At 60.8% G+C, this 25,312-nt stretch carries 23 protein-coding genes; 15 read left to right on the top strand and 8 right to left on the bottom strand.

Translation table 11 applies throughout. From position 1 onward, the window contains the following. Positions 1-126 precede the first annotated feature (126 nt). From dusB to hflX, 9 genes are all read left to right on the top strand, one after another. The gene (dusB, locus tag ACLBKR_RS08145; RefSeq protein WP_113448446.1) at positions 127-1,131 is read left to right on the top strand and encodes a tRNA dihydrouridine synthase DusB; all 1,005 of its coding nucleotides are present in this window, start codon (positions 127-129) and stop codon (positions 1,129-1,131) included. Then, entirely contained in the window at positions 1,128-2,261 is a 1,134-nt protein-coding gene (locus tag ACLBKR_RS08150) for a two-component system sensor histidine kinase NtrB (protein ID WP_113339517.1), read from the top strand. Before dusB ends, ACLBKR_RS08150 begins: the two co-directional genes overlap by 4 nt. Continuing rightward, complete coding sequence (gene ntrC, locus ACLBKR_RS08155; protein ID WP_112830076.1) at positions 2,261-3,712, top strand: nitrogen regulation protein NR(I); 1,452 nt, start codon at positions 2,261-2,263, stop codon at positions 3,710-3,712. Before ACLBKR_RS08150 ends, ntrC begins: the two co-directional genes overlap by 1 nt. Positions 3,713-3,903: 191 nt before the next feature. After that, complete coding sequence (locus tag ACLBKR_RS08160; protein WP_113448447.1) at positions 3,904-6,174, top strand: sensor histidine kinase; 2,271 nt, start codon at positions 3,904-3,906, stop codon at positions 6,172-6,174. Beyond that, a complete protein-coding gene (locus tag ACLBKR_RS08165; protein ID WP_112830074.1) occupies positions 6,164-7,528 on the top strand; it encodes a sigma-54-dependent transcriptional regulator in 1,365 nt (454 codons plus the stop codon). Before ACLBKR_RS08160 ends, ACLBKR_RS08165 begins: the two co-directional genes overlap by 11 nt. A gap of 59 nt (positions 7,529-7,587) precedes the next feature. Then, entirely contained in the window at positions 7,588-8,964 is a 1,377-nt protein-coding gene (trkA, locus tag ACLBKR_RS08170) for a Trk system potassium transporter TrkA (RefSeq protein ID WP_112830073.1), read from the top strand. A gap of 30 nt (positions 8,965-8,994) precedes the next feature. Next, on the top strand, positions 8,995-9,858 hold the full coding sequence (locus ACLBKR_RS08175; protein ID WP_113339515.1) for a D-amino-acid transaminase: 864 nt from the start codon (positions 8,995-8,997) through the stop codon (positions 9,856-9,858). Positions 9,859-9,963: 105 nt separating this feature from the next. Continuing rightward, complete coding sequence (gene hfq, locus ACLBKR_RS08180) at positions 9,964-10,215, top strand: RNA chaperone Hfq (protein WP_099057781.1); 252 nt, start codon at positions 9,964-9,966, stop codon at positions 10,213-10,215. Then, on the top strand, positions 10,211-11,611 hold the full coding sequence (gene hflX, locus ACLBKR_RS08185) for a GTPase HflX (RefSeq protein ID WP_414901751.1): 1,401 nt from the start codon (positions 10,211-10,213) through the stop codon (positions 11,609-11,611). Before hfq ends, hflX begins: the two co-directional genes overlap by 5 nt. A gap of 30 nt (positions 11,612-11,641) precedes the next feature. Here the strand turns inward: hflX and mazG are convergent, their stop codons facing one another. Together mazG and ACLBKR_RS08195 are read right to left on the bottom strand one after the other, a co-directional pair. After that, positions 11,642-12,478, bottom strand: a complete 837-nt coding sequence (gene mazG, locus ACLBKR_RS08190) for a nucleoside triphosphate pyrophosphohydrolase (protein WP_113339513.1) — start codon at positions 12,476-12,478, stop codon at positions 11,642-11,644. 17 nt (positions 12,479-12,495) lie between these two features. Beyond that, on the bottom strand, positions 12,496-13,077 hold the full coding sequence (locus tag ACLBKR_RS08195) for a nucleoside deaminase (protein ID WP_113448449.1): 582 nt from the start codon (positions 13,075-13,077) through the stop codon (positions 12,496-12,498). Positions 13,078-13,352: 275 nt separating this feature from the next. Between ACLBKR_RS08195 and cysG the strand changes: the two genes are divergently transcribed. The 5 genes from cysG to ACLBKR_RS08220 all read left to right on the top strand — a co-directional run bounded on the left by cysG (position 13,353) and on the right by ACLBKR_RS08220 (position 18,298). Continuing rightward, entirely contained in the window at positions 13,353-14,792 is a 1,440-nt protein-coding gene (gene cysG / locus ACLBKR_RS08200; protein ID WP_113448450.1) for a siroheme synthase CysG, read from the top strand. A gap of 1 nt (position 14,793) precedes the next feature. Then, positions 14,794-15,108: a DUF2849 domain-containing protein gene (locus ACLBKR_RS08205; protein ID WP_113425784.1), complete on the top strand. Its 315-nt coding sequence runs from the start codon at positions 14,794-14,796 to the stop codon at positions 15,106-15,108. A gap of 8 nt (positions 15,109-15,116) precedes the next feature. Next, positions 15,117-16,787: a nitrite/sulfite reductase gene (locus tag ACLBKR_RS08210; RefSeq protein WP_414901342.1), complete on the top strand. Its 1,671-nt coding sequence runs from the start codon at positions 15,117-15,119 to the stop codon at positions 16,785-16,787. 10 nt (positions 16,788-16,797) lie between these two features. Further along, positions 16,798-17,310 (top strand): DUF934 domain-containing protein, encoded by a 513-nt coding sequence (locus ACLBKR_RS08215; protein ID WP_113339648.1) that lies wholly within the window; start codon positions 16,798-16,800, stop codon positions 17,308-17,310. 175 nt (positions 17,311-17,485) lie between these two features. After that, entirely contained in the window at positions 17,486-18,298 is an 813-nt protein-coding gene (locus ACLBKR_RS08220; RefSeq protein WP_112830287.1) for a ferredoxin--NADP reductase, read from the top strand. A gap of 62 nt (positions 18,299-18,360) precedes the next feature. On the opposite strand, the gene ACLBKR_RS08225 is transcribed toward ACLBKR_RS08220, so the two are convergent. The 4 genes from ACLBKR_RS08225 to ACLBKR_RS08240 form a co-directional block, all read right to left on the bottom strand. After that, the gene (locus ACLBKR_RS08225; RefSeq protein ID WP_113442820.1) at positions 18,361-18,984 is read right to left on the bottom strand and encodes a GntR family transcriptional regulator; all 624 of its coding nucleotides are present in this window, start codon (positions 18,982-18,984) and stop codon (positions 18,361-18,363) included. A gap of 234 nt (positions 18,985-19,218) precedes the next feature. Beyond that, positions 19,219-20,157 (bottom strand): DMT family transporter, encoded by a 939-nt coding sequence (locus ACLBKR_RS08230; protein WP_113467293.1) that lies wholly within the window; start codon positions 20,155-20,157, stop codon positions 19,219-19,221. A gap of 57 nt (positions 20,158-20,214) precedes the next feature. Further along, entirely contained in the window at positions 20,215-20,886 is a 672-nt protein-coding gene (locus ACLBKR_RS08235; RefSeq protein ID WP_113339509.1) for a DsbA family oxidoreductase, read from the bottom strand. Between the two features lie 111 nt (positions 20,887-20,997). Further along, positions 20,998-22,800 (bottom strand): extracellular solute-binding protein, encoded by a 1,803-nt coding sequence (locus ACLBKR_RS08240; RefSeq protein ID WP_414901345.1) that lies wholly within the window; start codon positions 22,798-22,800, stop codon positions 20,998-21,000. Between the two features lie 269 nt (positions 22,801-23,069). Here ACLBKR_RS08240 and ACLBKR_RS08245 point away from each other — a divergent pair, with 269 nt between their 5' ends. Further along, complete coding sequence (locus tag ACLBKR_RS08245) at positions 23,070-23,705, top strand: invasion associated locus B family protein (RefSeq protein ID WP_112830062.1); 636 nt, start codon at positions 23,070-23,072, stop codon at positions 23,703-23,705. Positions 23,706-23,814: 109 nt separating this feature from the next. Here ACLBKR_RS08245 and hspQ read toward each other — a convergent pair whose 3' ends face one another. After that, a complete protein-coding gene (gene hspQ, locus ACLBKR_RS08250) occupies positions 23,815-24,144 on the bottom strand; it encodes a heat shock protein HspQ (RefSeq protein ID WP_113439032.1) in 330 nt (109 codons plus the stop codon). A gap of 75 nt (positions 24,145-24,219) precedes the next feature. After that, on the bottom strand, positions 24,220-25,143 hold the full coding sequence (locus tag ACLBKR_RS08255; RefSeq protein ID WP_113485978.1) for a DMT family transporter: 924 nt from the start codon (positions 25,141-25,143) through the stop codon (positions 24,220-24,222). Positions 25,144-25,312 lie beyond the last annotated feature (169 nt).

The raw sequence follows: 25,312 nt of genomic DNA on the forward strand, positions 1-25,312 counted from the left end.
GGCTGGCCTTCGTTTTTTCCAGCATTTGCCCGAATTTTTATCGCGGCCCCACGGATTTCTCTTGGCAAGCGTGCAAACTCTGTCTAAAAATAGTGCAAATTCGAAGCGTGCCCGAAAGATAGTCATTTGAGTTCTGTTGCGCTGCATACGCCATTCGAGATCGGGTCGGTCGCGATACGCAATCGCGTGATTCTGGCTCCGATGTCCGGCGTCAGCGATCTGCCTTTTCGCCAGCTGGCATGGCGAAGCGGGGCGGGGCTCGTCGTAACCGAGATGGTGGCGAGTCGCGAACTTGCCCACAACGCAGCCGAATCCTGGTCACGCCTTCAAGGCGCCGATATCGATCCGCACATGGTTCAGCTTGCCGGTCGTGAAGCCTACTGGATGGGCGAGGCGGCCCGCATCGCCGAAGCCAATGGCGCCGACATCATCGATATCAATATGGGTTGCCCGGCCAAGAAGGTGACGGGCGGATATTCCGGTTCGGCGTTGATGCGCGACCCGGATCACGCCCTGTCGCTGGTAGAGGCGACGGTGAGGGCGGTCAGGGTTCCCGTGACGTTGAAGATGCGGTTGGGCTGGGACGAAAATTCCATCAACGCGCCCGAGATCGCCCGCAGGGCGGAGGATATCGGCGTGAGGATGATTACCGTGCATGGCCGGACGCGCATGCAGTTCTACGAAGGCAGGGCCGATTGGGATGCGATAGCGCGGGTGCGCGAGGTCGTATCTGTTCCGCTGGTGGCCAATGGCGATGTGGAGACGCGTGCGGATGCCTTGGAAATCCTGCGCCGGTCCGGAGCGGATGCGGTGATGGTCGGCCGGGCGTGTCAGGGACGGCCCTGGCATGCCGGATGGCTCGCCGGCAATTCCGGCCCGGAGCCTGCCGCCATTCCCGCTATTGTCCGCGAGCACTACGAGGCGATGCTCGTTCATTACGGGCGTGACGTCGGCGTAAGGCATGCACGCAAACACGTCGGTTGGTATATCGAGCGCTTCGCGCCCGGGGTTTCCGCCGCCATCAAGGGAGAAATCATGACGTCGAAAGACGCCGGTTTCGTATCGGAAACGCTTTTCAGCGTGCTGTCCGACGGACTATCCACCTCTGCCCGCCGACAGGAGGCCGCATGAACGCGAACAATGGCGGCAACGGGCTTGCGATGGCCGTGCTCAACGCCATCCAGAATCCCGTCGTGATGGTCGATGCGGAAGGGTTGATCGCCTTCGCCAATTGGGAGGCGGAAGCCTTTTTCGGCGCCAGCGCGGCGCATCTTTCCCGTTATCGGCTTTCCACCTTCATTCCGTTCGGCAGTCCGCTTCTGTCGTTGATCGATCAGGTGCGCGAACGTCGCGCTCCGGTCAACGAGTACCGGGTGGATCTGAGTTCGCCCCGCCTGGGGCAGGACAAGCTGGTGGATCTTTATGTGGCGCCGGTGGTGAACCAGCCCGGAGACGTGGTGATCGTCTTCCAGGAGCGCTCCATGGCCGACAAGATCGACCGGCAGCTGACCCATCGTGCGGCTGCCCGTTCGGTCACCGGCCTGGCCTCGATGCTCGCGCATGAAATCAAGAACCCGCTGTCCGGCATCCGCGGTGCCGCCCAACTGCTCGAGAGTTCGGTCACTGATGAGGATCGCGCTCTGACGCGGCTGATCTGCGACGAGACGGACCGTATCGTCTCCCTGGTCGACCGCATGGAGGTGTTTTCCGACGAACGACCTGTCGACCGCGTATCGCTTAACATCCACTCCGTGCTGGACCATGTAAAGGCGATTGCAAGGGCCGGTTTTGCCCGCAATATCCGCATCACCGAAAACTATGACCCGTCATTGCCGCCGGTCTACGCCAATCGGGATCAACTGGTGCAGGTCTTCCTCAATCTCATCAAGAACGCCGCCGAGGCGATCGGAGACCGGCCGGATGGCGAGATTCAGCTCACCACGGCCTATCGGCCCGGTATCCGTCTTTCGGTCGCCGGCTCGCGCGAGAAAATCTCCCTGCCGCTCGAATTCTGTGTGCATGACAACGGTCCCGGCGTGCCGGCGGACCTCTTGCCCCATCTCTTTGACCCTTTCATTACCACCAAGACCAACGGTTCCGGCCTCGGGCTGGCGCTGGTCGCCAAGATCATCGGCGGCCATGGCGGCATCGTGGAATGCGATAGCCAGGCGAACCGTACCACTTTCCGCGTGCTGATGCCCGTTTCCAGGGACATCCCGCTTGATGAAGAAACCCCGGCGAAATCCACAGGAAGTCTCTGATGACTGCAACGATCCTTGTCGCTGATGACGACGCAGCCATTCGCACCGTATTGAACCAGGCCCTGACCCGTGCCGGTTACGAGGTCCGGATCACCTCCAATGCCGCCACCTTGTGGCGTTGGGTGTCCGCAGGCGAGGGAGATCTTGTCGTAACCGACGTCGTAATGCCCGACGAGAATGCTTTCGACCTTCTGCCGCGCATCAAGAAGGCGCGCCCGGACCTGCCTGTGCTGGTGATGAGTGCCCAGAACACCTTCATGACGGCCATCAAGGCCTCGGAAAAAGGTGCCTATGACTACCTGCCGAAGCCCTTCGATCTGACGGAACTGATCGCCATCATCGGCCGGGCGCTGGCCGAACCGAAGAAGAAACCGGCCCGCCTCGACGACGATATGCAGGACGGCATGCCGCTGGTCGGCCGGTCAGCCGCCATGCAGGAAATCTACCGCGTTCTCGCGCGCCTGATGCAAACCGACCTGACGCTGATGATTACCGGTGAATCCGGTACCGGCAAGGAACTTGTCGCGCGGGCGCTTCATGACTACGGCAAGCGCCGCAACGGTCCCTTCGTCGCCATCAATATGGCTGCGATCCCGCGGGATCTCATCGAATCGGAACTGTTCGGCCATGAAAAGGGCGCCTTTACGGGCGCGCAGACGCGCTCGACCGGCCGTTTCGAACAGGCCGAGGGCGGCACGCTTTTCCTCGACGAAATCGGCGACATGCCGATGGATGCGCAGACCCGTCTTCTGCGTGTCCTGCAGCAGGGCGAATACACGACGGTCGGCGGACGTACGCCGATCCGTACCGATGTCCGGATCGTCGCCGCGACCAACAAGGACCTGAAGCATTCCATCAATCAGGGCCTCTTCCGCGAGGACCTTTATTATCGCCTGAACGTGGTGCCGCTGCGCCTGCCCCCCCTTCGTGACCGCGCGGAGGATATTCCCGATCTGGTGCGCCACTTCATTCAGCAGGGCGAAAAGGAAGGGCTCGATTCCAAGCGATTCGACAACGAGGCGCTGGAAGTGATGAAAGCCTATGCCTGGCCGGGCAACGTGCGCGAACTCGAAAACGTCGTTCGCCGTCTCATGGCACTTTACCCGCAGGACGTGATTTCGCGCGAAATCGTCGAGCAGGAACTGCGGTCCGATATCGCCGACAGCCCGATCGCCAAGGTCGGCGTGCCCGCCGGTTCCATGACGATTTCGCAAGCCGTCGAGGAGAACATGCGAACTTATTTCGCAAGCTTCGGCGATGCTTTGCCGCCCTCCGGCCTCTATGAGCGCGTGCTCACCGAGATGGAATATCCCCTAATTCTTGCAGCACTCACAGCAACGCGCGGCAATCAGATCAAGGCCGCCGATCTTCTCGGACTGAACCGCAATACGTTGCGCAAGAAGATCAGGGAACTGGGGGTCTCGGTCTATCGCAGTTCCCGCTCGGCTTGACAAAGCTGCAAGGCCCGTTGCAATTTCGCCACATTGCGTTGCTCAAAAGTCACGAAGCCTCGGCGTGCTCCGGTCCTGCCGGTTTGACAGGATCGGGATATCGGGGCGACGCGATGAGGTGATCGGCCTTTCCGGGCCGGTCCAAGGCGCAGCATCGATTTGGGCTCTGCAGACAGGGCGCGGGAGTTTTCATGGTCGGTCGAATGGCCGCGTCCGTAACGGAGAACGACGCCGCGACGGCGCATGAGCGTCGGGCGTCCTTTGCCTTGCCGGGCCTCGTGGTTGCCGGCGGGGCGCTGGCCTGCGCCGTGTTCACGCTACCCGTTCTGCTGGGTCTGACGCCCATCGAGCCGACCTCCGAGGTTCTGATTGCCTCGGCGATCGTCAATTCGCTGTTCATCGTCGGTCTGATGTTTCTCATCGGCCGCGAGGTGACGCGGCTCTTTAAGGCCCGTACGCGCGGCCGCGCCGCAGCCCGCCTTCATGTCCGCATCGTGGTGCTGTTCTCGATCGTTGCCATCACGCCGGCGATTCTCGTCGCGATATTCGCGAGTATCACGCTGAACGTTGGCCTCGATCGCTGGTTTTCGCTACGAACCCAGTCGATCGTCTCGTCGTCGATGAACGTCGCCCAGGCCTACATGCTGGAAAACGCCAGCTACCTTCAGGGCCAGACCATTTCGATGGCCAACGACCTGGAGCGCAATCGCGCCCTCTATTATCTGGACCGAACCGGCTTCGTTCAGCTTCTGACACGGCAGACGAAGGGGCGGGGAATGCTGGGCGCCTTCCTCGTTCGCCAGGACGGTTCGGCGATCACGCAGGCCGATATTGCCACTGACAAGCCGCTGCCGGCCATTCCGAAGGACGCTCTGGAAAGTGCGGCTGCCGGTCAGCCGACGCTCATCCCGCCGGGCGTGACCAACCTTGTCGGTGCGATCATCAAGCTCGAATCGATTTCCGGCACCTTCCTCTACACGATCCGCGCGGTTGATCCGAAGGTCATGTCGGCGATGCGGCTGATGGAAGAAAACACCGCCGAATACAAGGCGATGGAGGATGGCCGCACCACGCTGCAGATCGCCTTCGCCATTCTTTATCTCGGTTTCGCGCTGATCGTGCTGCTCGCGGCAATCTGGACGGCGATTGCCGTTGCCGACCGCATCGTCCGGCCGATCCGGCTGTTGATCGGGGCGGCCGACAACGTCGCTTCGGGCAATATGAACGTGATCGTTCCGGTTCGCTCCGCAGACGGCGACGTCGGCAGTCTGTCGCGGACCTTTAACAAGATGATTACCCAGATCCGCAGCCAGCGTGACGAAATCCTGGAGGCCAAGGACGAGGTGGACGACCGGCGGCGTTTCATCGAGGCCGTGCTCTCGGGCGTGACGGCGGCGGTCATCGGTGTCGAGGACAACGGCGTCATAACCATCGTCAATCCCTCCGCCGAATATTTCCTGGCAACGGCTTCCGAGGAGTTGATCGGCCAGAAGCTGAGCCTGGTTGCGCCAGAAGTGGACCGGGTCTTGGCGGAAGCCGCCGTTCGCCATCGCGGCGAATATCGCGAGCAGATCAATCTGATGCGAGGCGGCAAGGAACGGACGCTGAACGTTCAGGTCACGCGCGAGGAAACCCGCGGGTCCGAGGATTCCTACGTCATCACGCTCGACGATATCACCGATCTGGTCATCGCCCAGCGTTCCACCGCATGGGCCGATGTGGCGCGTCGCATCGCGCATGAAATCAAGAACCCGCTTACTCCGATCCAGCTCTCCGCCGAACGCCTGAAGCGGCGCTACGGCAAGCAGATTGTCGAAGACGATCGCGCGGTCTTCGACCAGTGCACGGATACCATCGTCCGGCAGGTGGAGGATATCGGACGCATGGTTGACGAGTTTTCCGCCTTTGCCCGCATGCCGAAGCCAGCCAAGCAGAGTTCCGATCTTCGAGACGTCCTGCGCGACGCCGTCTTCTTGCGCGAGATGGGCACCCACGGTATCCGGTTCATCCGCGAATTCGGCGATGAGCCACTGCAGGGCAGCTTCGATGCCAGGATGCTGGCGCAGGCCGTCGGCAATCTCATCAAGAATGCCGTCGAGGCGATTGAGGCCGTGCCGAGCGAGGACCTGCCGGATGGCGGCAAGATCATGGTGCGCTCGTCTTTCGATCACCAACAGGACCGTTTCGTTGTCGACGTGATCGACAATGGCCGCGGCCTTCCGGTGGAAAACCGGCACCGCATTCTCGAGCCTTACATGACGATGCGCGAGAAGGGCACAGGCCTCGGCCTCGCCATCGTCAAGAAGATTATTGAAGAACATGGCGGTCAGTTGGAGCTGCATGACGCTCCCGCCGATTTCGACCGGGGTAGGGGCGCGATGATCCGCATCCTTCTGCCGCGGCTCGAAGCGACGACCGCCATGGACAATGAAAGCGATAAGGAAAAGGTCTATGGCCTCTGATATTCTGGTAGTCGACGACGAAGAGGATATCCGCGAAATCGTATCCGGCATCCTCAGCGACGAAGGGCATGAAACCCGCACCGCCCACGATGCCGACAGCGCACTTGCCGCGATTTCCGACCGTGTGCCGCGCCTTGTCTTCCTCGACATCTGGATGCAGGGCAGCCGGCTGGACGGCCTATCGCTTCTGGACGAGATCAAGACACGGCATCCGGATCTTCCCGTCGTGATGATTTCCGGTCACGGCAATATCGAGACTGCCGTTTCCGCGATCAAACGCGGTGCGTTCGACTTCATCGAAAAACCGTTCAAGGCGGACCGGTTGATCCTGATCGCGGAGCGGGCGCTGGAAAACTCCAAGCTCAAGCGGGAGGTCTCCGAACTGAAGAAACGCACGGGCGACGCGGTCGAACTGATCGGCACCTCCGTCGCGGTCTCGCAGCTTCGCCAGACCATCGAGAAGGTGGCGCCGACCAATAGCCGCATCATGATCTTCGGCCCCTCCGGTTCCGGCAAGGAGCTGGTCGCGCGCATGATCCATAAACGCTCCAGCCGTGCGGGCGGCCCTTTCGTGACGCTGAACGCAGCGGCGATCACGCCGGACCGGATGGAAATCGCACTCTTCGGAACCGAGGGCACGCCGGGCCAGCCGCGCCGGATCGGCGCGCTGGAGGAGGCGCATCGTGGCATCCTCTATCTTGACGAGATCGGCGAAATGCCGCGCGAGACCCAGAACAAGATTCTCCGGGTTCTGGTCGAGCAGCAGTTCGAGCGGGTCGGTGGCTCCAAGCGGGTCAAGGTCGATGTTCGCATCATCTCGTCCTCGGCCTACAACCTCGAGGGCATGATCGCCGAGGGCCGCTTCAGGGAAGATCTTTTCCACCGGCTTGCCGTGGTGCCGATCAAGGTTCCGGCCCTGGCGGAGAGGCGGGAGGACATTCCCTTCCTGGTCGATATGTTCATGCGCCAGATATCGGAACAGGCCGGCATTCGCCAGCGGCGGATCGGCGAAGACGCCATGGCCGTCCTGCAGGCTAACGACTGGCCCGGCAATATCCGGCAGCTTCGCAACAATATCGAACGGCTGATGATTCTCGTGCAGGGGGACAGCCCCGACACGCCGATCTCCGCCGAGATGCTGCCGCAGGATCTCTCCGATATGCTGCCGAAGGTTTCGGCGCGCAACGATACCCACATCATGACGCTGCCCTTGCGGGAGGCGCGCGAGATGTTCGAGCGCGACTACCTGATCGCGCAGATCAACCGCTTTGGCGGCAATATTTCGCGTACGGCCGAATTCGTGGGCATGGAGCGGTCGGCGCTTCATCGCAAACTGAAGTCGCTCGGCGTATAAGACATGCGGCGGGCGGTTCCGGCGGATTTCCCGCACATCCGATCGCTTGAAGGGGCATCATGAAGGTCATCATCTGCGGGGCGGGACAGGTCGGCTACGGCATCGCTGAGCGACTGTCCCAGGAGGACAACGACGTCTCCGTCATCGACACCTCCGCGTCGCTGGTCACGCATATCACCGAGACGCTGGATGTCCGCGGCTATGTCGGCCACGGCGCCCATCCGGATATGCTGGCAAGGGCCGGCGCCGACCAGGCCGACATGATTATCGCGGTCACGCTTTACGACGAGGTGAACATCGTCGCTTGCGAGGTCGCGCATGCGCTCTTCAACGTGCCGACGAAGATCGCGCGCATCCGGGCGCAGAACTACATGCAGCCGGAATATGCGGATCTCTTCAGCCGCAAGCACATCTCGATCGACGTGACGATTTCTCCCGAGATCGAGGTCGGCAAGATGGTCCTGCGGCGCATTTCCTTTCCGGGCGCCACCGATATCGTCCGCTTCGCCGACGACCATATCGCCATGGTGGCTATCGAGTGCATGGAGGATTGTCCGGTCCTCAACACGCCGCTGCACCAGTTGAGCCAGCTGTTTCCCGATCTGATGGCAACTGTCACCGCGATCTACCGCAATGGTAGGCTGCAGGTTGCACAGTCGAACGATCAGTTGCTCGTCGGCGACCTTGCCTATGTCATTTGCCAGCGCGACCATACGCGCCGGACGCTCAGCCTGTTTGGGCACGAGGAACAGGAGGCAGGCCGCATCGTCATCGCGGGCGGGGGCAATATCGGCCACTACGTCGCCCGCACCATCGAGCAGATGCAGCCCAGGACGAGGATCAAGATCCTCGAAAACGATCGTGACCGCGCGCTGGCCATATCCGAGCAGTTGAAGAATACGATCGTTCTTCACGGGTCCGCCCTCGATCAGGCCATTCTCCAGCAGGCCGATATCCAGGATGCCGATCTGATGGTGACCCTCACCAACAGCGACCAGGTCAATATCCTCGGAGCCGCCATGGCCAAGCGCATGGGCTGCCGCTCCAGCATGGCGCTTATCAACAATCCGGGGTTCCAGGAACTGGTTGCCGGCATCGGGATCGACGCCCACATCAATCCACGGGCGGTGACGATCTCTCGCGTCCTCCAGCATGTCCGTAAGGGACGCATTCGTTCCGTCTATGCCGTGCAGAAGGGCATGGCGGAAGTGATCGAAGCGGAGGCGCTCGAAACGTCGCCTCTGGTGGGGCGCCCTTTCCGCGATCTCGACCTCCCGCCGGGCCTGAGAATTGGAGCGATCTATCGCGACAAGGCGGTGATCCGGCCCAACGGAGACACAAGGATCAAGGCAAAGGACAGGGTCGTACTGTTCGCATCCGCCGAAGCCGTACGCGACGTCGAACAGATGTTTCGCGTTTCCATCCAGTACTTCTAATATTCAAGTCTGTTTTTCCGGAAGGCCGCCATGCCGAGAATTGCCTATGTCAACGGTCGCTATGTTCCGCACAGCAAAGCATGCGTTCATATCGAGGACCGCGGTTATCAGTTCGCCGATGGCGTCTATGAGGTCTGCGAAATTCGTCATGGAATGATCGTCGATCTCACGCGGCATCTCGACCGGCTCGACCGGTCGCTTTCCGAGATCGGCATTCGTTTTCCGATGTCCCGTGCAGCCCTGGTGCAGGTCATCCGTGAGGTTGCCCGCCGCAATCACGTGCGCAACGGATTGTTTTATCTGCAGGTGACGCGCGGTGTTGCAAGGCGCGATCACGTCTTCCCGTCGGCCGATACGCCTCCATCGCTCGTGGTGACGGCCAAAAGCACCGATCCGTCGGTCATCGCGCGCAAGAATGCCGCCGGCATCAAGGCGATCACGCTGCCGGACAATCGCTGGGATCGGGTGGATATCAAGACCGTCGGCCTGCTGCCCAACGCGCTCGCCCGCCAGTCGGCGAAGGAGGCCGGTGCGCAAGAGGCGATCTTCGTCGATACCCGCGGCATGGTGACCGAGGGGGCTGCCACCAATGTCTGGATCGTCGATGCCGACGGCCACCTCGTTACCCGCCCGGCGGAACACGGTATCCTGCGCGGTATCACCCGCACAACGCTGATGGACGTGGCCGCGGTTCTGGGAATCTCGATCCGCGAAAGAGAATTTTCGCGCGAGGAAATGCTAGGCGCGCGCGAGGTCTTCATTACGGCAGCGACGAGTATCTGCTTTCCTATCGTCGAAATCGACGGTTTTTCCATCGCAAACGGCCATCCCGGGACGGTTTCGGAGAAAATCCGGAGCGCCTTTTTCGAGATTGCGGAAAAGACGGCGATTTGATACCAACTTCACGGTAAAGGGACAGGGACAGTCCCTACTCGGCTGATAAGCTTGAACAATAATTATACCGGTCAATGAACCGGCAAGAAAGAAAGAAGCGGCGCCATGGCGGAACGTTCTCAGAATCTGCAGGATCTATTTCTCAACACCGTCCGCAAGCAGAAGATTTCGTTGACCATTTTCCTGATCAATGGCGTCAAGCTGACGGGCGTGGTGACCTCCTTCGACAATTTCTGCGTTCTGCTGCGTCGTGACGGCCATTCGCAACTGGTCTATAAGCACGCCATTTCGACCATCATGCCGGGTCAGCCCATGCAGATGTTCGAAAGCGAAGACAACGCTTCGTCACAGGATTGAAGCCATAACCACTCGCGACACGAAAAACGACTCGATCATCCCGGACGATGAAAAGCACCGGGATGACATGTGTGCCGTGGTCATCGTTCCCGTTCTCAAGCAGGCGCGGGGCGGGGCAGGCGGCGACACAGCGGCTCCCACGCGTTCCAACGAAAGCCGGCTTGACGAGGCGATCGGCCTTGCACGGGCCATCGACCTGACGATCGCCGAAGGCATCATCGTGCCCGTCAACCAGCCGCGCCCGGCGACGCTTCTCGGAACCGGCAAGATCGAGGAAGTCTCGGCGCTTCTCGATGAGCACAATGCCGGCCTCGTGATTGTGGATCATCCCCTGACGCCGGTGCAGCAGCGCAATCTCGAAAAAGAATGGCGCGCCAAGGTCATCGACCGCACCGGCCTCATTCTGGAAATCTTCGGCCGCCGCGCTTCCACCAAGGAGGGCACGCTTCAGGTCGAACTCGCCCATCTTAACTACCAGAAGGGTCGTCTGGTCCGAAGCTGGACCCACCTTGAGCGCCAGCGCGGTGGTGCGGGTTTCATGGGCGGTCCGGGTGAAACCCAGATCGAAGCCGACCGCCGGCTGCTGCAGGACCGTATCGTCCGGCTCGAGCGCGAACTGGAACAGGTCGTTCGCACGCGCCAGCTTCATCGTGCCAAGCGCCGCAAGGTGCCGCATCCGATCGTGGCGCTGGTCGGCTACACCAACGCCGGAAAATCGACGCTGTTCAACCGTATCACCGGCGCGGGCGTTCTGGCCGAGGACATGCTGTTTGCGACGCTCGATCCGACGCTTCGCCGCATGAAGCTGCCGCATGGCCGCACCGTCATCCTGTCCGATACGGTCGGTTTCATCTCCGACCTGCCGACCCATCTGGTTGCCGCCTTCCGTGCCACGCTCGAAGAGGTGCTCGAAGCGGACCTGATCCTGCATGTGCGCGACATGTCCGATCCGGACAACCCGGCTCAGGCCGGCGACGTGCTGCGCATCCTCGATGATCTCGGCATTGACGAGAAGGAGAGGGCGGAGCGCATCATCGAGGTCTGGAACAAGATCGACCGCCTCGATCCCGAAAGCCATGACGCGATCCTGCAGAAGGCGCAGAGCCGGGACAACGTCATTTCCGCCTCAGCCATCTCCGGCGAAGGCGTCGACCGTCTGATGGACGTGATTTCCGAACGCCTTTCGGGTGTCCTGACGGAAACGACAGTCGTCGTTCCGGCGGACAAGCATGCGCTGATTTCCTGGGCCTATGAAAATGCCATCGTCGACAATCGCGAAGACCACGAAGACGGCACCGTCAGTCTCGACCTGCGCCTCACCGAACATCAGGCGCTGGAACTGGAGCGCAAGCTCGGCGGCGGCCCGAAGCGGGAAAAGGAAGACTGGGAGCGGTGAGGCGGCACTCCGCGGGTGCGTATTTGAGCGTCAGTCGAGTTGCCGCTCGATCGCCTTCGCCGCCTGCCAGAGTTCTTCCATACGCTCCAGAGTGGCATCCTCCAGTGTTTCAGAATTCTCTTTAAGAGAATTTTCTATATAACTGAAACGGCGCCGGAACTTGGTATTCGTTCCACGCAGTGCCTGTTCCGGATCGGCATCCACATGGCGTCCGATGTTGACGAGGGCGAAGATCAGGTCGCCGAGTTCGTCGGTGATCTTTTCCGGCTTTCCCTCCGCCAGCGCCTCGCGCAGTTCGGCGATTTCCTCCTCGATCTTGTCGAGGATCGGTTCCGGTTCCGACCAGTCGAAGCCGACCTTGGCCGCGCGTTCCTGCAGCTTCAACGCTTCGGTGAGTGCGGGGAAACTCCTCTGTACGTCGCCGAGATGACCGGCCTTTACGTCGTGTTCGGCCGTGCCGCGCAGCGCTCGCCGTTCGGCTCGTTCACGCTTTTCCTGCCGCTTGATCTCATCCCATTGGGCCTTCACGCTTTCCGGCGTGTCCGCGTCGGAGACGGCGAAGACGTGCGGATGCCGGCGGATCATCTTTCGCGTGATGGCCTCGACCACGTCACCGAACGAGAAAAGGCCTGCCTCTTCACCCATGCGGGCATGGAAAACCACCTGCAGCAACAGGTCGCCCAGTTCCTCGCAGAGATCGTCGGGATCGTTGCGCTCGATGGCGTCGGCAACCTCGTAGGCCTCTTCGACCGTATACGGCTTGATGGTCTCGAAGGTCTGCACGATATCCCACGGGCACCCGGTCTCGGGGTCGCGGAGCGCGGCCATGATCTCGATCAGGCGGGAAATGTCCCTGGACGGTTTCATGCTTTGGTCCTGCCGGCTCAGTTGAGCGGAATGTCGTTGTCCGATTTTCCGGACTGATACTGCCCGGAGAGGCGATCATAGACCGCGCGAATGCGCTTGGACTGTTCCGTCAGGCTCTCCCGTTCCGCCGTGTCCTTTACGGCCACCAGATCCGACAATGCATAGGAGTTCCAGAAGGCGTTCGACTTGCGATAGCCGCCGGGCTCCAGCCCGAAGACCTCCTTGAGGATCTTCAGGTCGTGCGGAATGGCGAAGGCGTCGCGGCTGTCCTCATGGCTGAAGAAGTAATAGAAATTGTCGAAACCGGCCCAGGTGATCGCCGACATGCACATGGTGCAGGGTTCGTGGGTCGAAAGGAAGATAAGATCCTTGGTCGAGGGGCGCTCGCCGAGTTCGTAGAAGCGCTTCAGCGTATGCACTTCCCCGTGCCACAACGGGTTTTCCAGTTCGTTGTTGGTTTCCGCAAGCACCAGCGACAAGTCGGATTTCCTGAGGATCGCCGCGCCGAAAACCTTGTTGCCGGCTGCAACGCCGGCCTCCGTTAGGGGAAGGATGTCGTGCTCGATGACATCGAGCAGGCGGGAAGTGATATCCGTCATATATGGCTGTGTCCCAATGGCTTGCTGCGGTGCGATCCTATCTTCGCCCAAAGGGGGTCGAAAGCAAAAACATCGGTTGTCGCCAGCTTTTTTCAGAGATGAAATTCTAATTAACCGATAGAAATTATGGATTTATCGCTCCGGTGACTTTTGCTCGCATCTGTCGAAAGCCTAGCAAAGAAATGTGCGGCGCCGAACGGCTGGGGATTTCTGTTTCTTCTATCTCCCGCCCAAAAAGGTGATATTGGCGCTCGCTAGACAACTGGATCGTGACGATGGGTGCAGGCCACAACAAGCTTTCGGTTTTCCCGACCTTCTTCAAGGTCGAGGATGCCGCTATCGCCGTTTTCGGCGACGGCGCGGAAGCGTTCGCCAAGGCGCGGCTGCTCAACAATACCAGGGCGCGCATCATTGCTCATACTGTCGATCCGGAAGCTGACTATGCGGATTTCCTGGCGCGGCACGCCATCGAGCGGGTGGCGCAGTCTTTCCATCCCGGACAGGTCGATGGGGCAGCTCTCGTCTTCGCCGCAACCGGTGACGCCGAGCAGGACCGAAGGATTGTTGTCGCGGCCCGTGCGCGCCGCATCCCGGCCAATGCGGTCGATCAGCCAGAATTCTGCGATTTCTACACGCCCGCCCTGGTCAACCGCGCGCCGATCGCGGTCGCCATCGGAACCGAGGGCGCCGGACCCGTCCTGGCGCAAATGATCCGCGCCGAAATTGACCGACGCCTGCCGCGGTCGCTCGGCCGCCTTGCCCGGTTGGCGGAAGAGTTTCGTGCCAGCGTCGAGCGTAGCGTTCCGCGCGGCACGATGCGGCGCAAGTTCTGGCGGCGGTTCTTCAGCGGCGATGTCGCCGACGCCGTCGGCGAGGGCAACATCGCCGATGCCCGCCGCAATGCGGAACGCTTGATCGCCGCGAGTGGCGGGCGCGAACCGGGTCGCGTATTCCTTGTCGGAGCCGGTCCGGGCGCCGAAGATCTCCTGACGCTGCGCGCGCACAGGCTGCTTATGGAGGCCGATGTCATCGTGCACGATGCGCTGGTGCCCCAGGCGGTCGTCGACATGGGACGGCGAGATGCGGACCGGATTGCCGTCGGCAAGCGCAAGGGATGCCATTCCAAGTCGCAGGAAGAAATCAACGACCTGTTGGTCGAGCTTGGTCGCGAAGGCAAGCGCGTCGTTCGCTTGAAGTCGGGCGATCCGCTGGTCTTCGGTCGTGCCGGCGAGGAGATGGCGGCGCTTCGCGCTGCAGGCGTAGCTTATGAAATCGTGCCGGGGATCACCTCGGCATTTGCTGCGGCTGCCGATTTCGAACTGCCGCTGACGCTTCGCGGGGTTGCTTCCTCGCTGGTCTTCACCACGGGGCATGATCTTCATGGCGAAACGCTGCCCGACTGGGCCCGTCTCGCTCTCTCGGGCGCAACCGTCGCGGTCTATATGGGTCGCAGCGTCGCAGCTTCCGTCGCCACAAGGCTGATGGCGGCGGGTCTTGCCCCGGATACCACCGTTGCTGTCGTCGAAAATGCCGGCCGTGCTCACAGTCGCCTGCTTCACGGCACGCTGGAGGAGTTGCCGGTGCTGGAAGGTCGCGCCGAGTTGACCGGCCCGGTGATGGTCATTATCGGTGACGCCGTCGCCGGCGGCAATTTCTCCCGTTCCGAACCGCTGCGCGGTAAGATCGCCAGCCTTTCCCCCTTCGAGAGGACCTGACATGGCCCAGAAAGTCTTGACCGCCAACCGCCTTGGCGACGGCATCGCCGTTTGGCTCGATGCCAACGGCCAGTGGACGGAAAAACTGCAGGATGCCTTCGTCGCGCGGCATGCCGAAGCGATTGCCGCGCTCGAGGAAGCCGGCCGACAGTCCTTCGCCAGCAATATCGTGCTTGACGTCAATGTCATCGATGTCGAGGAGAAGGACGGCGTGCTCTGGCCGTTGCGCCTGCGCGAACGTATCCGCGCCGAGGGTCCCACCATTGCCTATGCGGACGGCCATGGCCATGCCGATCCCGATTTCATTGCCGCCTGAGGACAGACATGTATCGTTACGATGAATTCGATCACGCTTTCGTTTCTGCTCGTGTCGAGCAGTTTCGCGATCAGGTGCAGCGTCGTCTGAGCGGTGAGATCGCCGAGGATGCCTTCCGTCCGCTGCGCCTGATGAATGGCGTCTACCTGCAGCTCCATGCCTATATGCTACGCGTTGCCATTCCCTACGGTACGTTGAATTCACGGCAGATGCGCATGCTGGCCCATATCGCCCGCAAGTATGACCGTGGCTACGGCCATTTCACCACGCGGCAGAATATCCAGTATAACTGGCCAAAGCTTTCCGATACGCCCGATATCCTTGCGGATCTCGCAAGCGTCGAGATGCACGCCATCCAGACTTCGGGCAATTGCATCCGCAACGTGACGGCCGACCATTTCGCCGGTGCTGCCGCCGACGAGGTCGCCGATCCGCGTCCCTATGCGGAAATCCTGCGCCAGTGGTCTTCGGTTCATCCCGAATTCTCCTTCCTGCCGCGCAAGTTCAAGATCGCCGTCACCGGTGCGCCGCGCGACCGCGCCGCGATCCAGGTGCACGACATCGGCCTTCACCTGAAGAAGGACGAGGCCGGCAATCTCGGCTTCGCCGTCTATGTCGGGGGCGGGCAGGGCCGCACGCCGCTGATCGCCAAGAAGATCCGTGACTTCCTCCCGGAAGAGGATCTGCTGACCTACGTCACGGCGATCGTCCGCGTCTACAATCTGCATGGACGTCGCGACAACAAGTACAAGGCGCGCATCAAGATCCTTGTTCACGAAACCGGCGTCGAGGAACTGACGCGCCAGGTCGAGGCGGAGTTCGACCAGATCCGCGATAGCGAGCTGAAGCTGCCCGACGCCGATATCCGCGCCATCGAAACCTATTTTGCTCCGCCGTCTCTGCCCGATCGGCCGGAGGGCTGGGAAGCGCTGGCGCGCGCGAAAAAGGCCGACGCGGCCTTTGCATCCTGGGCAAGCCAGAATGTCCAGCCGCACACCCATCCCGACTATGGCATGGTAACGATCTCGCTGAAGCCCATCGGCGGCACGCCGGGCGATGCATCGGACAGCCAGATGGATGTGGTCGCCGACATTGCCGATCGCTACGCCCAGGACGAGATCCGGGTCAGCCACGAGCAGAACCTCATCCTTCCGCATGTGGCGCTGGCCGATCTCTACAGCGTCTATCAGGCGCTGGAGGCATCCGGTCTCGCCACCGCCAATGCCGGCCTCATCACCGACATCATCGCATGTCCCGGCCTTGACTATTGCGCGCTGGCCAATGCACGTTCCATTCCGGTTGCGCAGGAGATTTCAAGGCGTTTCGGCTCTCCGGCCCGCCAGGCCGAGATCGGCGAGCTCAAGATCAAGATCTCCGGCTGCATCAATGCCTGCGGACATCACCATGTCGGGCATATCGGATTGCTCGGCGTCGAGAAGAAGGGTGCGGAACTCTATCAGATCACGCTTGGCGGTTCCGGCGATGAGAACACGTCGATCGGCGAGATCATCGGCCGCGGCTTCGAACCGGACAGGGTGACGGATGCTGTAGAGACGATCGTCGATACCTATCTCGGCCTGCGCCTCGATCCGAAGGAAACCTTCCTCGAAGCCTATCGTCGGGTCGGTCCGAAGCCTTTCAAGGATGCCCTTTACGGCGAAGCAGCCGAAGCCGCCTGAGGAATATGAAATGAGCAAGATCTGGAAGGAAACCGGTTTCGACGAAAACGACCGCTGGGTGATCGAGACCGAGGAGCGCAAGGCTGGAGACGGCGAGCGCCCGGTGCTTGGCCTCGAAGCGCTGATCGCGGCCGCCGACGAGACCAATGAGGGCGGTTTCGGCGTCCTCGTGGCGCCTGCCGACGACGTGAAGCGGCTGGAGCCTTATCTCGACCGTATCGATCTGATTGCTGTCGCATTTCCGGCGTTCAATGACGGTCGCGGCTTCAGCCATGCGACGTTGTTGCGTCAGCGGCTGGGCTTTGCCGGTGAACTGCGCGCAGTGGGCGATGTCCTGATCGATCAGATACCTCTCATGCTGCGGACCGGTTTCGACAGCTTCGCGGTCACCAACGCCGTGGCGTTGAAGCGGCTGGAAGAGGGGCGCCTGCCGGGGATTGCCCAGCGCTACCAGCCGGCTGCCCGGGCTTCGACCGTTGCCGGCGGCTTCAGTTGGCGTCGCCTGGGCACGGCCGGTGCATAAATATAGAAAATAGCCTATGTGATTGGCGGCCGTTTGATGGAAATCAAGGACGCCGCCATGTCCATCAGGCATGGCATCGGTATTGATAGTTCATACCGGTGCAATTGTGGAATGCGACGGTCTGGTTTATAGGCTGTCGCGACTGGATCGAAAGACGGATAGGATCGACAAGCCTATGAATGCTCCTGCCAAGACAGACAACGCCGAACTGATCGTGCCGGAAGGCGTGTATGCCGAGACCGTACTCAGCGTCACGCACTATACCGATCGTCTGTTCCGTTTCCGCATGACCCGTCCGGCCGGCTTCCGTTTCCGCTCTGGCGAGTTTGCCATGATCGGGCTTATGGTGGGCGAGAAGCCGATCTACCGTGCCTATTCGATCGCGAGCCCGGCCTGGGACGAGGAACTGGAGTTCTTCTCGATCAAGGTTCCGGATGGTCCGCTCACCCAGCATCTTCAGCGCATTCAGCCGGGCGACCGGGTTCTGATGCGCAAGAAGCCGACGGGCACGCTGGTGCTCGATGCGCTGACCCCCGGCAAGCGCCTCTATATGTTCTCCACGGGGACCGGTATTGCTCCCTTCGCAAGCCTGATCCGCGATCCGGAGACCTATGAGAAGTTCGAGGAAGTCATCCTCACCCACACCTGCCGTGAGGTTGCCGAACTGAAGTATGGTTTCGATCTGGTCGAGGAGATCAGGAATCATGAATTCCTGAATGAGATCGTCGGCGACAAACTCAAGCACTACGCCACGGTGACGCGTGAGGACTATCCGTTCCAAGGCCGCATAACCGACCTGATGGAGAGCGGCAAACTCTATTCCGATCTCGGCGTACCTCCGCTGGATCCGGCTGTTGATCGCGGCATGATCTGCGGTTCCTCCGCGATGCTGAAAGACACCAAGGCCCTGCTCGAAAAGGCAGGCCTGACCGAAGGCGCCAACAACAAGCCCGCGGAATTCGTTATCGAACGCGCTTTTGTCGGCTGATCGCCGAAAGAGATCGAGGAAAACAACGCCCGGCCATGAGCCGGGCGTTTCGTTTCATGGCATCAGTTTTCGCTGAGATAATCGATGAGCGCCAGCATTGCGCTTTCCGCCGCATTGCCGTCGCCCTGTTGCACAGCGCGGATGACGGCGACGTGTAGCGACACGGAGCGATCCATCTTGGTGTTGGTGGCTTTGGCGAACCAGAGGCGGCGTGAGTGGGACAGCAGGGGTGCCAGCGCCGAGATCAGGAAACTGTTGGGACAGGCGTCCTCGATGATTTCGTCGAACTGTTTGTCGGCGGTGAAGAAAGCGTCGAAATCGCCCGCCGCTGCTGCCGCCGTCATTGCCTTGGCGCATTCCACCAGGGAAAGTCGCTGGGCGTCGTCCGCGTGTTCCGTCACGAGCCTTGCGGCATAGGGTTCGAGCCGGCGTCTCACCGCCATGATCGCTTGGTGATCCTCGTTGTGTATTTCCGATATCTGGAGGCCGACCCGCGGCTTCACGACGATCAGACCCTGCCATTCCAGTTTCTGGATGGCCTCCCGCACGGGCGTGCGACCGAAGCCCGACAATTCGATCAGCTGCCGCTCGTTCACCAGCGCTCCCGGTGCAAGCTTCAATGTCACGATCTGCTGCTCGAGCGTGAGATAGGCAAGGTGACTTTGCGAGCCGGAAGGTTTCGGCATTTCATCCTCCGCTGATATATCAAATACTGCCATGTCGCAATCGGGACGGCAAGATGTCCTGATATATCAAGGTCATATGGGCACCGTCTTCAACAGCTTCTATCGTATTCCTGAGGCGGTGATGTATCGCTGGAATCCGGGGGTAAGGCGGATTTTAGCCCGGTTTAACGGCCTCTATTGCGGATCTCCGGCGCAGATAGCCATGTCTGGACCAACGGTCGGCCCGTAGACCGCCTATGACGAGGCTTCGTCTTCCGGCTTGATGGCCAGCGCCGCCTGGCTGTTTCCCGCGACCGGTGGCGGCAGGGCGACGCCCCGCGTGCGCTCCCGCGACAGCGTGAGCAGGCCGGAACCGATGATGAGTACGATGCCGACCAGCATGGGCCCATCGACATGATCGCCGAAGATCAGATAGCCGAACAGGATCGCCCAAAGCATCTGGCTGTATTGCGTCGGGCCGACAACGGCTGCCGGAGCGTAGAACGCGGCATACATCAAAAGGACATTGCCGAGAGCGCCAAGCAGACCGTAGCCTGCCAGCAGCAGCCATTCCTCGCCGCTTGGCCAGACGAAATAGGGGATCATGGCGATGCCGCAGACGAGGAGGGTCCCGAGCAGCCCTGCACCATAGAGCGAAATGTTCTTCTCCGAGGGCCCGATCGCACGGTAGATGACGATGGACAGCGCCCCGCCGAGGCCGGCGAACACCGCGCCGAGATGACCGATGGACAACTCCCGGAAACCTGGGCGCAGAACGACGAGTACGCCCAGAAATCCGATGATGACGGCGCTCCAGCGTTTGATCCCGACAGCTTCCTTCAGGAAGATCACCGACATGATGGTGACGAAGGACGGCAGCAGGAAGATCAGACAGAAGGCTTCCGCCATCGACAGGTGTGTGAAGGCGGTGACGCTGCCGATGGTGCCGAGCCCGGACGAGACGAAGCGCAGAAGCCAGAGCGGCCGGTTGGTCGTCTTGACCATATCCAGCCAGTGGTCGTTACGCTTCAGCAGGAAGGGCAGGGCAAAGAGACCGAAACAGGCACCAAAGAAGCCCGATTCGAGCGGCGAAATGCGTCCTTCGATAAGTTTGACGCTGGCATCGCTGACAGCGTACGCAGCAAAGGACGCGAAGGCAATGAGAATGCCTCGAAGAATAAGATCTGGGCGCACGGCGATTGAAGTCCCGGGGGAGGATGCGACCGTGCTTAGGATCGTTCCGGCCGCGCGTCAATTGAGTTTTGCAAGCGCTTCGGATTTCATTCTTGCGATATCGCGCAGGGCATTGGCGAGCACTTCTGGCGTCTGCGCGCCGCTGACCGCATATTGCTGGTCGAAGATAAAGAACGGTACGCCGTTAACGCCCATCTGCCGGGCCGCGTCGATTTCGCCCAGCACCTCCGCCCTGTCGGCATCGCTCGCCAGCAGTTGTGAGATCACGCCGCGGTCGAGGCCGGCCGATTCGGCGATATCGGCCAGGACGACGATGTCGCCGACATTGCGGCCTTCCTCGAAATTGGCCTTGAACAATGCTGAAACAACGCGCTCCTGAACATCGCGGCCTTCAACACCGGCCCAGTGGATCAGACGATGCGCATCGAGCGTGTTCGGGCCGACCTTGATAGCGTCGAAGTCGAAGGCTATGCCGACATCGCGGCCGAGCGCGCGCAGTTGCTCGTGAGCGCGATCCATATTGGCCTTGCCGCCGAGCTTTTTCGCAAGCTCGGCCTGCTGGTCGACGCCTTCCGGCGGATAATCCGGATTGAGCTGATAGGGGCGCCAGTTGATATCGACGCCGATCTCGTCCTGGACCTCGGCGATTGCGAGGTCCAGCCTTGCCTTTCCGAGGAAGCACCAGGGGCAGACAACGTCGGAAACGAGGTCGATGGTAATGCGCTGCATGGTGGTTCCTTTCCGGCGCCATGGGAATGATCGTCGCGAAGTAGGGCCATTCCATGCGCATTTCAACCAGTTACTCAGAGGTAACCAGCTTCCGCGCGGGGAGGGTCTCTCTTACTGCACCCGTGCGTCCCACCATACCGGCAATTGATAGCCGTAAAGCGGCGTTTTCTCCGGCCGGCCGATATGCGTCCAGCGGGCGACCCATTGCTCGCCGATGTGGTAGAGCGGAACCACATAATGGCCGGCGACGAGAAGCCTGTCATAGGCCCTGACGGCGGCCCGGAAATCCTCGGCGCTGCGGGCATTGACGAGAGCATCGATCATCCGGTCGATGTCCGGATCGGCAACGCCCGCATAGTTGAAGCTCCCCTGTGCATCGCGCGATGCAGATCCCCATCGGTTGATCTGTTCGGCACCCGGCGACAGCGACGAGGTGTAGGCCTTGACGATCATGTCGTAGTCGAAACTGTTGGAACGTGCCTGGTACTGCGCGTCGTCGACGGTGCGGATCGACATGGCAATGCCGATGAGGGACAGGGCGCGCTGATAGGCGATCGCCATCTTCTCCTGCCCTTCGTTCTGGGTCATCACTTCGAAAGCGAGTTGCCTGCCGGACGCATCCACCATTTTTCCACCCTTGATGGTGTATCCGGCCTTGGCGAGCAGGGTAACCGCCTCGCGCAGGACCTTGCGGTCTGCACCTGAACCGTCGGTCACCGGCATGGCGTATGTTCCGGCAAGAATGGCGGGATCGATCCGGTCTTTCGCCGGTCCGAGCAGTGCGAGTTCCCGCTCGTCGGCGGCATTGCCGAACGCCCCGAGCGCCGAATTCTGCCAGAAGCTCTGGCTGCGCTTGAAGGAACTGCCGTAAAGGTTCTTGTTCACCCATTCGAAGTCGAACGCGACAGAGAGCGCCTCACGCACGTTTTCGTCGGCGAAAAGCGGCCGCCGTGTATTGAAGACGAAGCCGAGCATGCCGGAAGGCAGTCCTGGCTGAAAGGTCTCCTTCACAACGCTGCCGTTTTGCGCTGCAGGAAAATCATAGGCCCGCGTCCAGTGGCCGGAGTCGCCCTCCGGATAGATGTCGATATCGCCTTTTTTGAAGGCTTCAAACAGGGTTGAATCCTGCAGAAAGTAAGTGACGGAGATTTCGTCGTAATTGTCGAAGCCGACCTTTGACGGAAGGTCCTTGCCCCAGTAGTTCGGGTCCCGCTCCCAGGTGATCTTCTCGCCGGGCTTGATCGCCTTGATCCTGTAAGGTCCGGAGGCGACCGGAATGGAAAGCGAGCTCTGGTCGAAAGTGGCGACATCGGTCGCATGCTTCGGCAGGATGGGCGACATGGCGATCATCAGCGGCGTTTCGCGATTGGCCTTGTCGTTGAAGGTGAAGCGGACGCTGTTTTCTCCGACCTTCTCCAGCTTGTCGACCACGGCCATGCGCCGGTTATAGGGCGGGCGACCCTTCTCCTGCAGCAGGTTGAAGGAGAAGATCACGTCCTCGGGCGTCACCGGCATGCCGTCGTGCCAGCGGGCCTTGGGATTGAGGTTGAACTGAATGTAGGTCCGGTCGGCGTCCATCTCGACCGTTTCGGCCAGCAGGCCGTAAAGCGAGAAGGGCTCATCGCTCGAGCGCGTCATCAGCGATTCGTAGAACAGGTTTCCGTATTCGGGATCCCATATGCCGCGCGCCGTGGTCCGCATGCCCTTGAGTACGAAGGGATTGAGACTGTCGAAGGTTCCGACGACGCCGTAATTGATCTTGCCGCCCTTTTTCACCTGCGCGTTGGCATAGGGAAAGTTCTGGTAGCCGGCGCTTAGCGCTGGTTCGCCGTGCATTGCTATGCCATGGACCGGTTCGGCCTGTGCCAGGCCGCAAAAGGGGAGAAAAATCAGACCGAATATCAGACGACGCACGCCGTTTCCTCTTTGCCGTAATCGAAGAATCTGCCGAAAACTACCATGAACACCACAAAACCAACACACCGGGCCCTGAAAATGGCATCAGGCTGCGGAGTGGGCCCAAAGAAGGACTGGATATTCCGCATCGCGCGATGTAACAGGTGGTCGCGACAACCAAGGTCATGTATTTGCCTCATTTGAACGACAGTTGACGGGCAGCACGGACCAGGGGGTACGCGGCGGGTCGCGGGCTCGATACCGGTTTTCAGGAGACGGATTAGGTTATGATGTTCAAAGCAAGCAAAGTTACGCGGACGGCTCTGTCTGCTCTGGTTCTGACGCTTGGCGCAGCTACGGTTCCGGCCGTCTCGCTTGCCCAGGAAGCCGCAGCTCCGGCAGCACCGTCCAGGTGGTTCAAGACCTGTACGAAGCAGGAGGAAGCGGACGTCTGCGTCGTCCAGAACCAGCAGACCGCCCAGAACGGCCAGCTCATCACCGCTGTCGGCCTGATCTCGATCGAAGGCAAGGTCAACCGCAAGCTCTTGCAGGTCACCGTTCCGTCGGCACGACTGATCCCGCCGGGCATCATGATGCAGATCGACGGCGCCAAGGGCACCAAGCTCGACTACACGGTTTGCCTGCCGGATCGCTGCACCGCTGAAATCCCGCTGACGGACGCTCTGATCGCGAGCCTGAAGAAGGGCAACGAAGTTGTCTTCACCTCGATCAATTTCCGCCGCGCACCGAACCCGATCAAGATCGCGCTCGAAGGCTTTACCGGCGCCTATGATGGCGAGGCCATGACCCAGTCGCAGGCCGAAGAGCGCCAGCGCCTGCTGCAGGAAGCCATGCAGAAGAAGCAGGAAGAGCGGAACAAGGCGATCAACGACGCCCAGAACGCTGCCAAGCAGGGCCAGTAAGCTAAAGCTTTGCTGGCTTCGGAATAAAAAAGGCCCGCGCAAAGCGGGCCTTTCGTTTTATGGGTTCTAACCCAGGGACTTGTCGCCGGACCTGCCGATGAACATATCGTCAATGGGCGAAGTTCTGACGGGGACGATAGCGTCCGGCTCGTTCCTGAACGAAGATCTGCTGCACATGCGGGTTGCGCAACGGTTCGTCGCTGGTGTCGCGCTCCAGGTTCTGTTCCGAAACATAGGCGACATATTCGGTGTCGGCGTTTTCCGCGAGCAGGTGGTAGAAGGGTTGATCCTTGCTCGGGCGCACTTCCGCTGGAATGGCGTTCCACCATTCCTCGGTATTGGCAAACTCCGGATCCACATCGAACACGACGCCGCGGAACGGAAAGACCTTGTGACGGACAACTTCCCCGATACCGAATTTAGCGTTTTGCTGTTTCATGGCTCCACTTCCTTTCCATTAATATCTGGGGAGAAATGGAGTGAAGATCAAGCCCCTGGCGTATGGCGCCGGGCGTCAGGCGGATTTGCCGATGGCGGTACGTCGCGGCGCGGTTGCAAGGATCACGCCGCCCATCACCAGCACGATGCCGACCGCGTGATAGCGTTCGAAGGTCTCTCCCAGGAAGACGACGGCCATCAGGATAGACATCGGCGGCATCAGGTAGAGCGTGATGCCTGCGACCGCCGGACCGAACACGCGAACGGTATGGGTGAAGCAGTAGAAGGCGGCGAGCGAGGCGAAGGCGATGATGCCGGCGAGCTTGGTCCAGTCGCTCGCGCTGTCCGGCAGAAGCCCGCCGTTGACAACTTCGTAAAGAGCGGGTGGCGCCAGCACCAGCGCGCCGGACAACGCCAGGAGACCGAACAACGGCAGGGACGGCATGGCTTTCGCAGCCGGATGGCGCAGCAGAAGGGAATAGATCGCGAATGCGACCGCCGCGACCAGTATACCGAGATCGCCGATATTGAAGCTGAAGTGACGCAATGCGTCTACGTCGCCTTTCAACACGATCACTGACACACCCGCAAAGGCGATCAGCATCCCGACGAACTCCCCCTGACGCATCCGGCGGCCATGAAGGAGCCATTGCAGCAGGATGATGAAGAGTGACGACGTGGTATAGATCAGCGTCGCATTCGAGGCCGTCGTGAGTGTCAGGGCCCAGTAGACGAAGCCGCCGCAGATACCCATGCCCAGAAAGCCGAGGACCAGCCACAGCCCCCTGTTCGCGCGCACGAAGGCGAGGCAGAGATCGCGCTCCGCGTAGACGAACGGAAAGATGATGGCCGCCGAGCCCGCCCACCGCAGGAAGGCGGTCGTGAAGGGCGCGATTTCACCCGTAATGCCGCGCCCGAAGATCAGGTTGGTCGAGAAGAATATCGGCGTCAGCAGAAAGAGAACCCAGTCGAATGGTCTCGCTGCGGGCACTTCGGACATGGACATGATTGGCACCGGGTGGAAGATCTGGCGGGGCGGAATTGCGGTTGCGCAGAAAGGAACGGTTTGGAGACTACAAAGCCTGCATCGAGTTGGAAAGCGGCGACTGGCGGCAATTTCACCCAGGCGGGCAAAGCTTGCGTGGGTCGGAAATTCACGCTACCCAACT

This window comes from Paenirhizobium cremeum (assembly GCF_047553425.1).
Lineage (GTDB): Bacteria > Pseudomonadota > Alphaproteobacteria > Rhizobiales > Rhizobiaceae > Allorhizobium > Allorhizobium cremeum.

Excerpts from the sequence above, each read along its gene's own strand:
- ACLBKR_RS08150 (WP_113339517.1), top strand. The coding sequence starts at position 1,128 with ATGAACGCGAACAATGGCGGCAACGGGCTTGCGATGGCCGTGCTCAAC.
- ntrC (WP_112830076.1), top strand. The coding sequence starts at position 2,261 with ATGACTGCAACGATCCTTGTCGCTGATGACGACGCAGCCATTCGCACC.
- ACLBKR_RS08160 (WP_113448447.1), top strand. The coding sequence starts at position 3,904 with ATGGTCGGTCGAATGGCCGCGTCCGTAACGGAGAACGACGCCGCGACG.
- ACLBKR_RS08165 (WP_112830074.1), top strand. The coding sequence starts at position 6,164 with ATGGCCTCTGATATTCTGGTAGTCGACGACGAAGAGGATATCCGCGAA.
- trkA (WP_112830073.1), top strand. The coding sequence starts at position 7,588 with ATGAAGGTCATCATCTGCGGGGCGGGACAGGTCGGCTACGGCATCGCT.
- ACLBKR_RS08175 (WP_113339515.1), top strand. The coding sequence starts at position 8,995 with ATGCCGAGAATTGCCTATGTCAACGGTCGCTATGTTCCGCACAGCAAA.
- hfq (WP_099057781.1), top strand. The coding sequence starts at position 9,964 with ATGGCGGAACGTTCTCAGAATCTGCAGGATCTATTTCTCAACACCGTC.
- mazG (WP_113339513.1), bottom strand. The coding sequence starts at position 12,478 with ATGAAACCGTCCAGGGACATTTCCCGCCTGATCGAGATCATGGCCGCG.
- ACLBKR_RS08195 (WP_113448449.1), bottom strand. The coding sequence starts at position 13,077 with ATGACGGATATCACTTCCCGCCTGCTCGATGTCATCGAGCACGACATC.
- cysG (WP_113448450.1), top strand. The coding sequence starts at position 13,353 with ATGGGTGCAGGCCACAACAAGCTTTCGGTTTTCCCGACCTTCTTCAAG.
- ACLBKR_RS08205 (WP_113425784.1), top strand. The coding sequence starts at position 14,794 with ATGGCCCAGAAAGTCTTGACCGCCAACCGCCTTGGCGACGGCATCGCC.
- ACLBKR_RS08210 (WP_414901342.1), top strand. The coding sequence starts at position 15,117 with ATGTATCGTTACGATGAATTCGATCACGCTTTCGTTTCTGCTCGTGTC.
- ACLBKR_RS08215 (WP_113339648.1), top strand. The coding sequence starts at position 16,798 with ATGAGCAAGATCTGGAAGGAAACCGGTTTCGACGAAAACGACCGCTGG.
- ACLBKR_RS08220 (WP_112830287.1), top strand. The coding sequence starts at position 17,486 with ATGAATGCTCCTGCCAAGACAGACAACGCCGAACTGATCGTGCCGGAA.
- ACLBKR_RS08225 (WP_113442820.1), bottom strand. The coding sequence starts at position 18,984 with ATGCCGAAACCTTCCGGCTCGCAAAGTCACCTTGCCTATCTCACGCTC.
- ACLBKR_RS08235 (WP_113339509.1), bottom strand. The coding sequence starts at position 20,886 with ATGCAGCGCATTACCATCGACCTCGTTTCCGACGTTGTCTGCCCCTGG.
- ACLBKR_RS08245 (WP_112830062.1), top strand. The coding sequence starts at position 23,070 with ATGATGTTCAAAGCAAGCAAAGTTACGCGGACGGCTCTGTCTGCTCTG.
- hspQ (WP_113439032.1), bottom strand. The coding sequence starts at position 24,144 with ATGAAACAGCAAAACGCTAAATTCGGTATCGGGGAAGTTGTCCGTCAC.
- ACLBKR_RS08255 (WP_113485978.1), bottom strand. The coding sequence starts at position 25,143 with ATGTCCGAAGTGCCCGCAGCGAGACCATTCGACTGGGTTCTCTTTCTG.